The 14,536-nt window shown below is 60.4% G+C and carries 10 protein-coding genes; 7 read left to right on the top strand and 3 right to left on the bottom strand.

Annotated elements, in window-relative coordinates:
* The first annotated feature begins 48 nt into the window (after positions 1–48).
* The 5 genes from bcsA to EBC_RS23645 are packed head-to-tail and all read left to right on the top strand — an operon-like array spanning position 49 to position 9,977.
* Positions 49–2,148 (top strand): UDP-forming cellulose synthase catalytic subunit, encoded by a 2,100-nt coding sequence (gene bcsA, locus EBC_RS23665; protein WP_013204404.1) that lies wholly within the window; start codon positions 49–51, stop codon positions 2,146–2,148.
* The gene (gene bcsB, locus EBC_RS23660; RefSeq protein ID WP_013204403.1) at positions 2,145–4,679 is read left to right on the top strand and encodes a cellulose biosynthesis cyclic di-GMP-binding regulatory protein BcsB; all 2,535 of its coding nucleotides are present in this window, start codon (positions 2,145–2,147) and stop codon (positions 4,677–4,679) included. The genes bcsA and bcsB overlap by 4 nt, the downstream gene beginning before the upstream one ends.
* Before the next feature lie 8 nt (positions 4,680–4,687).
* Complete coding sequence (locus EBC_RS23655; RefSeq protein WP_013204402.1) at positions 4,688–8,497, top strand: cellulose biosynthesis protein BcsC; 3,810 nt, start codon at positions 4,688–4,690, stop codon at positions 8,495–8,497.
* A gap of 2 nt (positions 8,498–8,499) precedes the next feature.
* Positions 8,500–8,967, top strand: a complete 468-nt coding sequence (gene bcsD, locus EBC_RS23650; protein ID WP_013204401.1) for a cellulose biosynthesis protein BcsD — start codon at positions 8,500–8,502, stop codon at positions 8,965–8,967.
* Between the two features lie 8 nt (positions 8,968–8,975).
* Positions 8,976–9,977 (top strand): glycosyl hydrolase family 8, encoded by a 1,002-nt coding sequence (locus tag EBC_RS23645; RefSeq protein ID WP_013204400.1) that lies wholly within the window; start codon positions 8,976–8,978, stop codon positions 9,975–9,977.
* A gap of 66 nt (positions 9,978–10,043) precedes the next feature.
* Here EBC_RS23645 and bcsG read toward each other — a convergent pair whose 3' ends face one another.
* From bcsG to bcsE, 3 genes are read right to left on the bottom strand one after another with little or no spacing between them, the layout of a single operon-like run.
* Complete coding sequence (gene bcsG / locus EBC_RS23640) at positions 10,044–11,681, bottom strand: cellulose biosynthesis protein BcsG (protein ID WP_013204399.1); 1,638 nt, start codon at positions 11,679–11,681, stop codon at positions 10,044–10,046.
* Positions 11,678–11,866, bottom strand: a complete 189-nt coding sequence (bcsF, locus tag EBC_RS23635) for a cellulose biosynthesis protein BcsF (protein ID WP_013204398.1) — start codon at positions 11,864–11,866, stop codon at positions 11,678–11,680. The genes bcsG and bcsF overlap by 4 nt, the downstream gene beginning before the upstream one ends.
* Positions 11,863–13,410, bottom strand: coding sequence for a cellulose biosynthesis protein BcsE (gene bcsE, locus EBC_RS23630; RefSeq protein ID WP_013204397.1), 1,548 nt, complete (start codon positions 13,408–13,410; stop codon positions 11,863–11,865). The genes bcsF and bcsE overlap by 4 nt, the downstream gene beginning before the upstream one ends.
* 187 nt (positions 13,411–13,597) lie before the next feature.
* On the opposite strand from bcsE, the gene bcsR reads away from it, so the two are divergent.
* The gene (gene bcsR / locus EBC_RS23625; RefSeq protein ID WP_013204396.1) at positions 13,598–13,792 is read left to right on the top strand and encodes a cellulose biosynthesis protein BcsR; all 195 of its coding nucleotides are present in this window, start codon (positions 13,598–13,600) and stop codon (positions 13,790–13,792) included.
* Positions 13,792–14,523: a cellulose biosynthesis protein BcsQ gene (gene bcsQ / locus EBC_RS23620; RefSeq protein WP_013204395.1), complete on the top strand. Its 732-nt coding sequence runs from the start codon at positions 13,792–13,794 to the stop codon at positions 14,521–14,523. Before bcsR ends, bcsQ begins: the two co-directional genes overlap by 1 nt.
* Positions 14,524–14,536 lie beyond the last annotated feature (13 nt).

Raw genomic sequence — 14,536 nt, 5'->3', positions numbered from 1 at the left:
GCGCCCGCGCTGCGGTAAAAAATAATAGTCTCGTTTTCAGGATGACTTATGAAAAAAGTCCTGTATTACCTGTTGCTGCTGGTATTATTCCCGCTCGCCGCAGTGATTGTGATCACCCCAATGGACAGCCAGAAGCAGTATATTTTTGGTCTGATTTCTATTGCCATTCTTTTTGTTATGGGCTTCAGTAAAAGCCGCAAAATTTCTATGGTAATGGTGTTCCTGTCGGCATTAATGTCGACGCGCTATATATACTGGCGTGCGACGGAAACCCTCTCATTCAATTCCGAAGTGGAAGCGATCTTAGGCATCGGCTTATTTATTGCCGAAGTGTATGTCTGGCTGATCCTGATCCTCGGCTACCTGCAAACATCATGGCCGCTTAAGAGAACCATCGAGCCGATGCCGGAAGACGTCAGCTTATGGCCGACCGTCGACATCTACGTGCCGAGCTATAACGAAAGCCTCGATGTGGTGCGCGATACCGTGCTCGCTGCCCAGTGCATCGACTACCCACGCGACAAAATCAAAATCTACCTGCTGGATGACGGCAAGCGTAGCGAATTTGCGGTGTTTGCCGCCGATGCGGGCGTGGGCTACATCACCCGTGACGATAACCGCCACGCCAAAGCCGGTAACCTGAACCACGCGATGCGCATTACCAAAGGCGAGCTGATTACCGTCTTTGACTGCGACCACGTCGCCACCCGCGCCTTCCTGCAGGCCACCGTGGCACCGTTCCTGAAAGACCCGAAACTGGCCCTGTTACAGACGCCGCACTACTTCTATTCGCCGGACCCATTTGAGCGCAACCTGAAAGCCGCGCGCGATATCCCGAACGAAGGCGCGCTGTTCTATGGCCCGGTACAGCAGGGTAACGACAACTGGAATGCCACCTTCTTCTGCGGCTCCTGTGCGGTGATCCGCCGGTCTGCGCTGGAAGAGATCGGCGGCTTTGCCACCGAAACCGTGACCGAAGATGCGCACACCGCACTGAAAATGCAGCGTCTGGGCTGGAAGTCCGCCTTCCTGGCGCTGCCGCTGGCGGCGGGCCTGGCCACCGAACGTCTGGGTCTGCACATCATTCAGCGTACCCGCTGGGCGCGTGGCATGACGCAGATTTTCCGCGTGGATAACCCGCTGCTGGGCCGTGGCCTGAAGTGGCAGCAACGTCTGTGCTACCTGAACGCCATGCTGCACTTCCAGTTTGGTCTGCCGCGCGTAATCTTCCTGACCGCGCCGCTGGCGTATCTGCTGTTCAACCTGAACATCATTCACTCCTCAGCCAGCCTGATTTTCGCCTACGTATTGCCGCATCTGGTGATGTCGCTGTACGTCAACTCCCGCATGAACGGCCGCTTCCGCGCCACCTTCTGGGGGGAAATCTACGAAACGGTGATGGCCTTCCACCTGGTTATCCCAACCCTCCTGACGATGATTTCGCCGAAGCACGGCAAGTTCAACGTAACGGATAAGGGCGGCCTGCTGGACGTTGGCTTCTTCGACTTCAACATCGTGCGTCCACACGTAATCTGTGCCGCGCTGCTGACGATTGGCGTGGTGAGCGGCATTGTCCGTGCCGTGGCGCATGACTACTTCGGCGTGGATCCTTACGTCATCGCCCTCAACGTCGGCTGGGCGATGTTCAGCCTGATCATCCTGATGGCGGCGATTGCCGTGGCGCGCGAAACCAAACAGACGCGTAAAACCATCCGTATCGAGGTGAATATTCCGGTGGTGCTGCACTACGCCAGCGGCATCTCTTCACGCACCACCACGGTGGATCTGTCGATGGGTGGCGCACAGGTTAACGCGCCGGATGACCGTCATGAAAATGATGAAATCGAAGCCATCGACCTGATGTTGCAGTCCGGCACTATCTCGATTCCGGTGAGCATTATGGGCTCGGACAACGGGGTGATCCGCCTGATGTTTGATGAGATCCCGTTATCACGCCGCCGCGAACTGGTGCGCGTGGTGCTCTCGCGCGCCGACGCCTGGATCAAGCCAGAAGGCGAGAAGGACAAACCGTTCCGCTCGCTGATTACCATTATCCGTACCGTATTTGAATTGTTCTGGCTGACCTGGAAAGATCGTCGTGCGAAGCGTCATCGTCAGGCCGTGAAGGAAGAGGATGGCGTGGCATGAAGCGACTGATATTACCTGCGCTCTGTTTTACCGGGGTCCTGACCCTGAGCAGCGTCTGGGCCGCGCCGGAAAGCGTGACCCAGGACAGCAATGCGTTGTCCCAGATCCCACCGCCGGCCGATGTAGGCCAGCAGACCGGCAGCACTCCGGGCTATTCGGCACAGATGAACCAGGCAACCGGCACGGCCTCTCAGATGAGCCAGCCCGCCGCCGATCCGGCCGCGCAGCCCGATGCTGCCCAGCCGGCACCGGGCACGGCGGACAGCGCAGCGACCAGGCAGCCGGATCCGGCCACCGGTCTGCCGGCGGGCCTGCCGCCGCTGCCCGCGCCGGTGGTTTCCGCCCCGGCGCAGCCCGTGTTGCTGAATCAGCCGCTGACCAGCACCGTGTCGGTCGGCCAGATGGGCCAGACCAACGGCATTCTGTTGACCGGCGGTCAGCTGCAGTCCGGTATCGTCTTCACGTTGCCAACGGATGAAGTGATCACTAACGCCCGTCTGAACCTGTCACTGAAGGTCTCTCAGGCGCTGGCCGCCCGTAACACCTCGCTGCAGCTGATGCTCAACGGTCAGCCGCTGGGCACGCTGCCGTTAAGCGCCTCAGACAGCGCCAGCGAAGATTATCAGCTGGATATTCCCGCCGCGATGGTGGTCTCCAGCAACAACCTGAGCTTCAAGATTAACGATGCCGATCAGCTGCTGTGCGAGCGCGACAGCGCCAGTCAGTATCAGGTCACCATCCTGCCGAAAACCACCCTGTCGCTGGAAGGCCAGCAGCTGAATATCGGTAACACGCTGCGCAACTTCCCGCGCCCGTTTATCGATCCGCTGCGCATGACCCCTTCGGTGGTGCCGATGGTGTTTGGCGATGCGGTGTCGCCGGGTGAAGTCAGCGCGGCGGCAATTGTCTCCTCGTGGATGGGTATCCAGACCGATTACCGTGGCATCAGCTTCCCGGTGCTGCGTAACGAGCTGCCAGAGAAAAACGGCATCCTGTTTGCTCATCCGGGCGAAATGGTGGCGGGCGTGGCGATCCCACGCGTGACCGGCCCGAGCCTGCAGGTGATCGATAACCCGGTGAACCCGGTTTACAAGCTGATGCTGGTGATCGGTAAGGACGATGACGCGCTGCGTCAGGCGGCCTGGCGTCTGACGCAGCCGCTGAGCGTCGACGTGCCGTCGCTGGCGGTGGCTGCGCAGAATATCCCGGTCAGCAAGCCGTACGACGCGCCGCGTTGGATCAACACCGATCGTCCGGTTCGCCTCAGCGATCTGCTGCGTAAAGATCAAAGCATGACCACCACCGGGATCTGGCATGACGCGCTGCGGGTGAACTTCCGCGCCGCGCCGGACCTGTTCCTGTGGGATGGCGACACCCTGCCGGTGAAGCTGAACTACCGTTTCCCGTCGGAAAGCTGGATTGATGAGGACAAATCGTTCTTAAACGTCGGGCTGAACGGCACCTTCCTGCGTAACCTGACCGTCAACAAGGTCGGCCTGCTGGAAAGCGTCTGGCACCGTCTGGGCGGCGATGCGCGTCAGGAAAACTACACCCTGAAGCTCGACCCGTACCTGATTTACGGTGACAACCAGCTGCAGCTGTACTTCAACATCAAGCCGAAGGCCGATGCGCCGTGCAGCGTGTTAAGCAACAACAATATCAAGAGCCGGATCGAAGACGACTCCTATATTGACCTGAGCCACACGCGTCACTTTACGCTGCTGCCGAACCTGTCGTATTTCGTCGGTGCGGCCTTCCCGTTCACCCGTTTTGCCGACTACTCGCAGACCGTGTTGATGCTGCCGTCCTCGCCAAGCAATGCTGAAATCAGCACCCTGCTGGATATGGCCGGACGCTCGGGCAATGCCACCGGCGTGGCGTTAAGCCACAACAGCGTGATGTTTGGTATTCCGGCGGGCGGAACCTCGCTGGGACGCCTGAAGAACAGCGATGTGCTGGCGGTTTCGACCCTGTCGCAGACGGCCTTCAACCAGTCGATGTTGCAGGGCACGCCGTACGATGTGAACGGCCACACCCTCGGCGTTAAAGAGCCGACGCTGCTGGATAACCTGCGCGGCTGGCTGACCGGTGACTGGTACCGCCAGGCGGTGGATGCGGATCGCTACTTCTCGTCGAACGAAGACTGGCGCGGCTTTATCAGCTACAGCTCGCCGTGGAACAGTTCACGGGTGGTGGTGATGACCGTCGCCACCGACGATGCCCAGCTTTCCCGCCTGCATCACGACCTGACGTCGCCGCGCATTAACGCCGGCATCCGGGGCGATACGGCGATCATCACCGATGAGAACGGTATCCGCAGCTTCCGCGTCGGCGCGCAGTTCCCGAGCGGCCAGATGCCGTGGTACATGATGGTGATCTGGTATGCCAACCAGCATGCGGTGGTGTTAGCCCTGCTGGCGCTGTTGTTCTCTGTGCTGGTGGGCCTGAGCACCGTTGTGCTGCTGAAGCGCCACGCCTGGAAGCGACTGAACCCGCAACATGATTCCGATTCCTCTGGCGAGAAGAAGTAACCGACATGATGAAAATAAAAACACTGACCGCCAGACTTCGTCAGCATTGGGTTCCCGGCATGACGCTGGCTGCCTCTGCGCTGGTTTTCCCGGCGCTGGCAGCGGAGAACAACCCGGCCATCCAGGCGCTGTTCGATCAGGCCAATTACTGGCACCAGAAGGCCCATGACGAGCTGGCCCGCGATGCGCTGAACAAAGTGCTGATGGTCGACAGCAGCAACACTCAGGCCATTTACCTGATGGCGCTGTGGGCACAGCAGAGCGGTGACAGCGCGACGGCCAGCAAATGGCGCACGCGTCTGAGCCAGGTCTCGCCGGATGATGCGCATCTGGTGGAGCTGGACCAGGCCCGTCAGCTGCAGTCGATCCCGGCGGCGCAGCTGTCGCTGGCCCGTCAGCAGGCCCGCAGCGGCAATATCTCGGCGTCGCTGCAAACCTGGCGCAACACCTTCAGCGGCAACGAGCCGCCGGCCAGCGTGGCGGCAGAATATTACCTGACCATGGCGGGCGACCGTTCGCTGCTGCCGCAGGCGATTGATAACCTGCGTCAGTTCTCGGCGCAAAATCCGCAGGATAACGGCGCGAAGCTGGCGCTGGGCAAGGCGCTGACCTACCAGGAATCCACCCGCCGCGAAGGTCTGCAAACGCTGGCCGGCATGGCGGATGGCAACCAGGATGCGGACCGCTCGCTGCGTCAGGGCCTGTTATGGCTCGGTCCGCAGCCGGCCGATGCCCCGCTGTACCAGAACTATCAGCAGCGTCACCCGCAGGATCGCGCGGTAATGGACTATTACCGTAAGAACGCCGGCGGCGCCGAGAAAGGCCAGGGCTTTACCGCGCTGAACAGCGGTGACGTCTCCGGCGCACAGTCTGCCTTTAATCAGGTGCTGCAGGCCAACCCGGAAGATGCCGATGCGCTGGCGGGTCTCGGCTATGTCGCCCAGCGTAACGGCAACTATGCCGCGGCGGCGGACTATCTCGATCGTGCCGCGAAGCAGGGCGGTGAAAACAGCCAGCAGCGCATGACCCAGGCCGCCGACGCCCGTTTCTATGCCCAGCTTGCCACCGCGCAGCAGGCGATGAAGGCCGGGAATACCGCGCAGGCGCTCAGCCTCAGTGAACCCCTGACCCAGGCCGACGGCGAAAAAGGCGTGTCGGCGAAGCTGTTCCGCGCCGATGTGCAGCGCCGCAGCAACCAGCTCGACGCCGCGGAGCAGACCTACCGCTCGGTGATCCAGAGCGACCCGGACAACCGTCCGGCGAAAGAAGGGCTGTTCTACGTGCTGCGTCAGCAGAACCGTGGCGCAGAAGCCAATACGCTGCTGTCGTCTCTGCCGGAAAGCGTGCGCGAAAGCGTGACGCCGAAACCGGCGGTGACCAGCGATCCGGTGCGCCGTCAGGCGAAGCAGGCGCTGGCGGCAGGCAATACCCAGCAGGCGATTGCCATTCTGCAACAGGGCACTCAGCGCTTCCCAACCGATCCCTGGCTTCGCCTCGATCTGGCGCGCATTTACCAGCAGCAGGGCAACACCAGCCTGGCGGCGGGCATCATGCAGCCGGCGTTCCGTAACGGCGCAAGCAATAACGAAATTTACGCCGGCGCCCTGTTTGCCAGCGAAAGCGGGGCCTGGCAGCAGGTGCAGACGCTGATCGCCCGTATTCCTGCCCGCAGTCAGAGCAGCGAAATGCGCGAGCTGTCGCGCAGGGCTAACTTCAATCTGCAGATGGCGGTGGCGCAGCAGTATCTGGCGCAGGGCTCGAATGCCGCGGCGGCGAACACCCTGAAAGCGCTGGCGGTGAACCCACCGGAGAACCCGGCCGATGCGGGTAACCTGGCGAAAGGGCTGGCCGATGCCGGCGATCTGTCGACGGCGGTAACCGTGGTACGCAACAATATGCAGCGCGGCGTGCAGGGCAATGCCGGCGATTATGCCGCGCAGGTGGCGGTGCTGAACCAGGCCGGGCTGAGCGGCGAAGCGCAGCGCTTCCTCAGCAACCCGGAACTGCAGTCGCGCAGCACGCAAACCCAGCTGGCAGGCATTCAGAACGGCTACGTGATCAACGAAGCCGACCGTCTGCGGAATCAGAAGCAGTATGCCGCGGCCTATGACAAGCTGATCGGCGCGTTGCAGCGCGATCCGCAGAACACCGATTTGATGTTTGCCATGGGCCGTCTCTATCAGTCCGGCAAAATGAACAAAGAAGCGGGCGTGGTGTATGACTACCTGATGACCCGCGACACGCCAACCCAGGATGCCCGCGTTGGCGCGATTGACGTGGCGCTGGCCAGTCACGATCTGCCAAAGGCAAAAGGCCTGGTGGCCGGACTGCGTGGCGAGCAAACCCCGGAGCGCCTGCTGCTTATGGCGCGCGTGGCGGAAGCCGATGGCGACCATCAGCAGGCGCTGGCGTATCTGCGCACCGCGCGCGGCAAGATGATCGGCCTGGAAGGCGCCTCAAGCGGCTCCAACCCGGCAATCGGCGGCCTGGCGCTGGCAGACAATCCGTTTATCAACCGCACCACGCCATCGCAGCGTCGTTCCCCTTCGGCGTATGGCGCGGTGATGCCATGGCAGAACGCCCCGGCGGGCAGCAGCGATGCAGCGATGCAAACCGCCAGTGTGGACGTGCCGTCGCAGCAGAGCCAGACGCTGCATCAGATCGATACCATGATGGACGATTTGCAGGAGCGCACCGGCACCTGGGCACAGGGCGGCGTACAGGTCAGAGGGCGTGATGGCGAATCCGGCCTCAGTAAGCTGACCGAAGCCAAAGCGCCGTTGACCTGGTCAACGGTGCCGTATGGCGACACCCGTTTCGACTTCACCTTAACGCCGGTGACCCTCAGCGCGGGCAGTGCCAACAGTTCGGCCACGCCGCGCTTTGGTACCCAGGCGCTGGAGCAGGGCCGCAGCGCGCAGGCCAACAACGTGCTGCCGTCGGAAGTGAAGCTGGATTCACCGGGATCGCAGAACGCCTCCGGGGTTGAAGTGAACCTCGGCCTGACCAACGACAACTTCAAAATTGACCTCGGCTCGACGCCATTGGGCCAGGATCTCAGCACGCTGGTGGGCGGCATTCAGTGGTCACCGAAGCTGACCGATTACCTGACGCTGATCCTGACCGGTGAACGCCGTTCGGTCACCGACAGCCTGCTCTCTTATGTCGGCGTTGAAGACAAGCTGAGTGGCAAGCGCTGGGGCCGCGTGACCAAAAACGGCGGCGATGCGCTGTTAAGCTACGACAACGGCGACGCCGGTTTCTACTTCGGCGCGGGCGGTTACAGCTATCTCGGTGAGAACGTTGAAAGCAACCAGAGCATCATGGGCCAGGCGGGCGCCTACGTGCGTCCGTTCCATGACGACAGCAGCGAGCTGAAAACCGGTATCAGCATGAGCTGGATGGATTTCTCGAAAAACCTCAGCTACTACACCTACGGCCAGGGCGGTTACTTCAGCCCGCAGAACTTTGTTGCGGTGTCGTTCCCGGTTGACTGGAGCAAGAACTACGACGATCTGAAGGTGAAGGTCGGCGGCTCGGTGGGTTATCAGTCCTACTCGCAGGATCGCAGCGCCTACTTCCCAACGGATCCGGATAAACAGGCGCAGCTGGAAAGCTATTACAATGCGGGCTACGCCACCGAGGCCTATTACGAAGGCGGCAGCAAAAACGGCATTGGCTATAATCTGCACGCCGGTGCGGATTACAAGGTGAATAAAGACGTCACCATTGGCGGCCAGCTGGGCTACGACACCTTCGGTGATTACAACGAAAGCAGCGCGAAACTCTATTTCCGCTATATGCTCGGGGACAAATAAGAATGACTGACCTTCAGGACCGTACGCTGCACTACTATCGTCAGCAGCAGTATCAGCCAGGCTGGTTCGACTTACTGAGCGTGATGATCAACGGCATGCTGCGCAATGCCGGAGAGCGTGAGAGTCACGCCTTCCTGCAGCAAATGGGTGACACGCTGGCAGCGCGCTATCCGCTGGGCGCGGCAAATACCGTGGCGGATCTGGAAAGCCAGATCAACGCGGTGCTGGCGCAGTTTAACTGGGGCTTTGTTGATGTGCAGCCGCGCGAGAATTCGATGGTGATCTCGCATATGGCGCTGCCGCCGGGCGACGGGCAGATTGAAGCCCGTCAGTGGCGTCAGGCGCTGGGCGCGGTGCTGCTGGGCTTATACGCCCGCTGGCTACGCGATCAGGGCGGCAACCAGGCCGTTCCGCTGGTGTGCGAAGAAACCGACAGCGAAGCCACGCTGAATTTCCGTTATCAGAGGTGAGGAAGATAATGATGTCTCTGCTCAGGGCGAGCCTGATGATCATTGCGATGATGGTGGGCTGCGCGCAGGCCACCGCGTCAGACGGTTGGAGCACCTTTAAAGGGCGCTTTATGACCGAAGACGGCCGCATTCAGGATACCGGCAACAACAACGTCAGCCATACCGAAGGGCAGGGCTACGCGATGTTGATGGCGGTCTGGTACAACGATCGCGGCAGCTTCGACAGCCTGTGGCGCTGGACCCAGCAGCACCTGAAGAACCCGCAAAATGGCCTGTTCTACTGGAAATACAATCCAGCCGCCGCCGATCCGGTGATGGACAAGAACAATGCCTCCGACGGCGATGTGCTGATCGCCTGGGCGCTGCTGAAGGCCGGACAGAAGTGGCAGGATCAGGCGTATTTGCAGGCATCCGACCGCATTCAGAAGGCGATTGTTGACCGCGAAGTGATCACCTTTGGTGGCCAGACCGTGATGCTGCCTGGCGTGCAGGGCTTTAATAAAACCAGCTACGTGGTGCTGAACCCGTCCTATTTCCTGTTCCCGGCGTGGCGTGATTTTGCCGCGCGCAGTCATCTGAAAGTCTGGACCAACCTGATCGACAGCGGGATGGATCTGCTGGGCAAGATGCGCTTTGGCGATGCCGGCCTGCCGGTTGACTGGGTGGCGCTGAACGCCGACGGCACGGTGGCACCGGCCACCGCCTGGCCGCCGCGCTTTAGCTATGACGCGATCCGCGTGCCGCTGTATGTCTACTGGTATGACGCGCAAAGTCTGCAGCTGGTGCCTTTCCAGCGTTACTGGATGAGCTTCTCCCGGCTGCAAACCCCGGCGTGGATTGACGTGATGAGCAATAACAAAGCGCCTTACAATATGGCCGGTGGTCTGCTGGCGGTGCGCGATTTGACGCTGAATCAGAGCGGCTATCTGACAGACCAGCTGGATGCCAAAGAGGATTACTTCTCCTCCAGCCTGCATCTGCTGGCCTGGCTGGCGCTGAAAGACCACTAGTCTGCTCCGCAGGCAATAAAAAACCCGCCTGCTCAAACGGTTGAGCAGGCGGGTTTTTTTTAACAATCAGTTCGGGTACGCCACCCAATCCCCGCCGTTCAGCCGGATCCACGGCTTGCCCTGATAGATCATCACCACCGCGTTATCGTTCTCCGACACCACCGGCGTCTGCGGCAGGTTGGCGGTAAGCGTCGCCAGATTCAGCTGAGGGTTGCTGAACACCTGACCATCCACCGCACGGGAAACCAGTTCGGAAATGGCCTGCAGGCTGGTTGGCGTAGAGACGTCCACGGCCTGGGCCGGATGAGGCGCTTTCATGCCGACAAACTTAATGCCGACCGGCACATGAGTAATCGACGGGCTGGGAATATCCCGCAGGCCGGACATCTGCATTTTGTCGCCTTCCAGCGCCGCGCCGTGCTCCGGCACCACGATCACCATCACCCGACGGCCGGATTTATCCAGATTGGTCAGGAAAGTATCCAGCTGATCGAAGAGCATTTTCGCGCGCGGCTGCCAGGCGGCGGTTTTGCTGCTGCCCAGTTCGCGAGTGCCGTCATGCAATGGGATCAGGTTATAGAAAGTGGCGCTGCGCGGATCGGCACTTTTCTGCCGCTCATCCAGCCAGCGCTGCATCACCTCGCCATCGTTTAATACCGGCGAGCTGTCGAAGGAGCTGAGCTCCGGTCTGATCCCGGCCTGCGACATCAGCGGTGCCTTCAGATTGCCCTCTTCACGCAGTTCCTGCAGATAGTTACCGAACACGCCGGTATGGTCCATCATCAGCTGCTGCTTAAAGCCGAGGCTGGCCAGATTGTCGAACAGATAGCAGCGTCCATCGGTCGGTTTATACAGATCGCTGTGCGAGCTCTGGCCGCAGCTGGCGCGCAACAGGCGGATGCCCGCCGGACCGCTGTAACCGGTCGCCGAATTGTAGTTGCTCAGCATAATATCGAAGTGCTTCCACAGCGGGTGATCGCGCAGCTGCGCCGCATCCAGATCGGACCACGCCAGCGAACAGATATTAATCACCAGAATATCGAACGGCGCCGCTTCCGCCGGTAAGGTGGCGGGGAACGCGGTCACTTTCTGCTTTTCGCTGTCGTAAAACTTATTGAGGTACGCGGTCAGATTGGCGCTGGTGGGCGGCGCAGACTGATCCAACCCGTCGGCGGCGACCTTCGCGGCTGGCGCAGACGTAGACGCCGCGACCGGCGTGCTGCTGCCGGGAAGCAGGTTCACCGACGGACCGGCAATCGTCACCACGTTCAGCCACAGCAGCGCCAGCGAAACCAGCACGGTAATCCGCACCCACTGCGAAATAAACAGGTACAGCACCAGCATCACAAAGGCGGTACCCACCATCTCCCAGTTGATAAAGCGGTTGGCCAGCTCCAGCAGATACGACGCGGAAAAGCCGGTCAGCTGGCTGCCCTGACTGGCAATGCTTTCCGGGCCGGGCAGCCAGGTATCGTGCCAGAACAAACCGATGCCGACCGGGATGGCGATCCAGTTACGCAGGCGGTGCAGCCGATCGGAGCGGATCGGCAGCAACAAGCCGGCCAGCAACACCAGGTTGCTCAACGGATGAAAATTGAGGTAACCAAACCACAGCAGCGCGAATTTGATCAGGAAGTAGAAGTTCCAGCCACCCAGACCGCGCCATACAAAGCGCGTCGCGGGCATAACAGGTCGTTGAGTCATTTCTTATCCGGTGGTGTTGCCGCATTACGTCGCCAGGTGCCTTCGTACTTCAGGGCGCGCGGCGGGGTCAGGCGTAGCATCAGCCGGTGCCATTTTTTTGGCAGCCAGCGGGCATAAACAGGTTTCAGTAATAACAGCAGCAGCACCACAAGGATCAGGATCTGCACAATGTCCGACAGATTCATTCTGACGCTTCCGGCGGCTGTTTGCCGAGGGTGATGTCCTGCGGCTGGCGGCGCGGCGCTTCCGTGGCCGGCGTCGACGCCTTCGGATCGGCAGCGGGCTGCACCGGCGCGGCGCGCCAGGCGGTTTTCACCTTGCCGGGGATCTGGCGGATCTCCGATAAAATCTGCAGATCTTCCTGCCACACCAGCCGGTTAGTGAAAATCTCATCGTGCGGCAGGCGGAAGATATACTTCACCGCCGTATCCAAATCGTTGAAGCGGCAGGAGGAGAGGAACAGATAAATCCGGTCATCGACCAGCGTCACCAGATCGCCAAAGCGCCGGGGTTTGCACAGCGTCAGCACCTGTTCCGGTTTCAGCTCCGGCACCGGCCGCAGCGCCACCAACAGCCCTTTGCCATTCTCGGGCAGCAGGGCGTTGTTCACCAGCAGCGTCACCGACTGGCAGAACGCCTCCAGCGGCAGATAGCCTCTTTCCTGCAGCGGCTGCATCGATTTCAGCAACGCATCAAGATCGGCGGGCACGTGGCGATTGTAGGATTGCCCCTGAATGCCTTCCAGCAGGGTCAGGAAGCGCGACATCGGCGCATTAAACGGCACGATGGCGTTGACGCCGCAGGCCAGCAGCAGGCGTTCATCGCTGTAGCGCAGGGCGGTTTCCATCTCGCGCACCACAATTTTCAGCCCGCTGCCGCGCGTGCGGCGCAGGCTGTGGATGCGGCCCGCCAGATGCGGAATACGATCGCTGTTTTTCAGGGTGAAAATCACCGTGGCGGCATTGGCCTGCAACGCGCGGTCATAGACCGCTTCATTGGTGGCGAACAGCGTCCACTGCGTTGACAGCGGCGGCGCGCCTTCCAGCACCGTTTGTTCCGCGAGATACCGCTGCTCATCGTTGAGGGTCAGCGGCGTATTTTGCTCATCCTGATCCAACAACGCGAAGCCCGTTTCCGAGGCGCTGAGTCGCATGGCGCGGTCGGCCAGCATGCCGCCGCCATTCGCCCACCAGTTAATGCGGTAATTCCAGCTGTCCTGCTGCCAGTCGAGATGGGAAAGCCCTTCAAGGTGGCGATAACAGGTTTGCAAATGATTGCGCAGGTTATTAATTCCGCTACCCGCCGTAATAATCAGAAGCGTAATCTTTTTACCGCTCAACCACTGCTGTAATTGCTTAAGCCAAATATTCACCTCGTCCGCCGCTATTTTTTCCCATAACAACGAAGCGGTAAACAATATAACCAGACGCGGTTTTTCCGACAGCACCCGGTCCAGATCGTCGGTCAGGTTGAGCAATGCTTTACGCGTCTCCGGCAGGGAGAACATCGGGATCGCATCAGGGCCGCCGGGCGGTGCCGGGGTCAGCAACGCCTGCGGCTGACTGCCGGAGGTTATCAGGGCCACCGAGCGCTGCGCGCTGATGCACTGACGTGCCAGAACGCGGGCATCTTCTTGCCGATTTGCGGTCACCCAATAACAGCCGGACGGCTGCATCAGGATTAATTCATCCCTGACCTGTTCGAAACCTAAAGAAAATGATGTGGCCATAAGTTTTATCGCAACACGTCCTATTAAAAACAGTGAGTGGTGAGCAGATGAAAATAGATTGCCTGACTTATCTTGCTGTAAATATACATTACAAGTTCTGCCAAACCCATTTAAACTGTCCCTAAGTTAATTCTTAGAACACCCCGCCACTTTTGGCACCTTCCGCTGCGTAAAAAAGGGTTTGATAATGAGTGAGCCGCGACATCCGCTGTTATCAGTAAGCAATGAATCACAGGATGACATTCGCGCGTTAGCCGACGCCTTCTCTTTACAACACTGGCGCTATATTGATATCGCCCGCGAAGAGCGACTGGCGGCGATCGTTGCCCGCTGGCCGTTACTGGCGGAACGGGCCACGGACGTCCGTAAGCAGGTGGCGTAATGCCGGTAATTGCCTTTCAGGGGCTGCGCGGCGGCGCGGGCACCACTTCGCTGGTGGCCGGGTTGAGCTGGGCGCTGCATACGCTGGGCGAGTCGGTTATTGCCATCGATATGTCGCCCGATAACCAGCTGCGGATGCACTTCAATACCGCGTCGGATCATCCCCGTGGCTGGCTGCGCACCGCGCTCGATCGCCAGCCCTGGCAGCAAAGTGCGTTGCGCTATGCGCCCGAGCTGGATTTTATCCCCTTCGGCCAGCTGAATGACGACGAGCTGATGGCCTTTGTCAGCCAGCCGCAGGCCGGTCTGGATGGCTGGACCGCGCAGCTTGCCACACTCAGGCAAACCTACCGCTGGATCCTGCTGGATGTTCCTGCCGGCACCACGCCGTGGACGCGGGCGTTGCTGGCGCTGGCTGACCGCACCATCAGCGTGATGGTGCCCGATGCCAACTGCCATATCCGCCTGCATCAGCAGCGCTTTACCGCCAATAACCTGTTCTTACTGAATCAGTTCTTCCCGGTCAGCCGTTCGCAGCAGGATCTGCATCAGCTGTGGCTGGCGACGTTGCAGAACCTGATCCCGCTGACACTCCATCGCGATGAGGCGGTGGCGGAAGCGCTGCTGCGCAAGCAGCCGTTTAGCGAATATCGCCCGCAGAGCCTGGCGGCAGAAGAGATGATGACCTTTGCCAGCTGGGCGCTGATCCATCTGGCTGAGCAGGCGTCATGAAGCCGTTTATCGC

It is taken from the genome of Erwinia billingiae Eb661, assembly GCF_000196615.1.
GTDB lineage: Bacteria > Pseudomonadota > Gammaproteobacteria > Enterobacterales > Enterobacteriaceae > Erwinia > Erwinia billingiae.
The sequence above is the reverse complement of the archived record's forward strand: the minus strand, read 5'-3'. Positions and strand labels throughout refer to the sequence as shown.

Coding starts and splice junctions, on each gene's coding strand:
- bcsB (WP_013204403.1), top strand. CDS start 2,145: ATGAAGCGACTGATATTACCTGCGCTCTGTTTTACCGGGGTCCTGACC.
- bcsF (WP_013204398.1), bottom strand. CDS start 11,866: ATGAATCTGTCGGACATTGTGCAGATCCTGATCCTTGTGGTGCTGCTG.
- bcsD (WP_013204401.1), top strand. CDS start 8,500: ATGACTGACCTTCAGGACCGTACGCTGCACTACTATCGTCAGCAGCAG.
- bcsR (WP_013204396.1), top strand. CDS start 13,598: ATGAGTGAGCCGCGACATCCGCTGTTATCAGTAAGCAATGAATCACAG.
- bcsG (WP_013204399.1), bottom strand. CDS start 11,681: ATGACTCAACGACCTGTTATGCCCGCGACGCGCTTTGTATGGCGCGGT.
- bcsQ (WP_013204395.1), top strand. CDS start 13,792: ATGCCGGTAATTGCCTTTCAGGGGCTGCGCGGCGGCGCGGGCACCACT.
- EBC_RS23655 (WP_013204402.1), top strand. CDS start 4,688: ATGAAAATAAAAACACTGACCGCCAGACTTCGTCAGCATTGGGTTCCC.
- EBC_RS23645 (WP_013204400.1), top strand. CDS start 8,976: ATGATGTCTCTGCTCAGGGCGAGCCTGATGATCATTGCGATGATGGTG.
- bcsA (WP_013204404.1), top strand. CDS start 49: ATGAAAAAAGTCCTGTATTACCTGTTGCTGCTGGTATTATTCCCGCTC.
- bcsE (WP_013204397.1), bottom strand. CDS start 13,410: ATGGCCACATCATTTTCTTTAGGTTTCGAACAGGTCAGGGATGAATTA.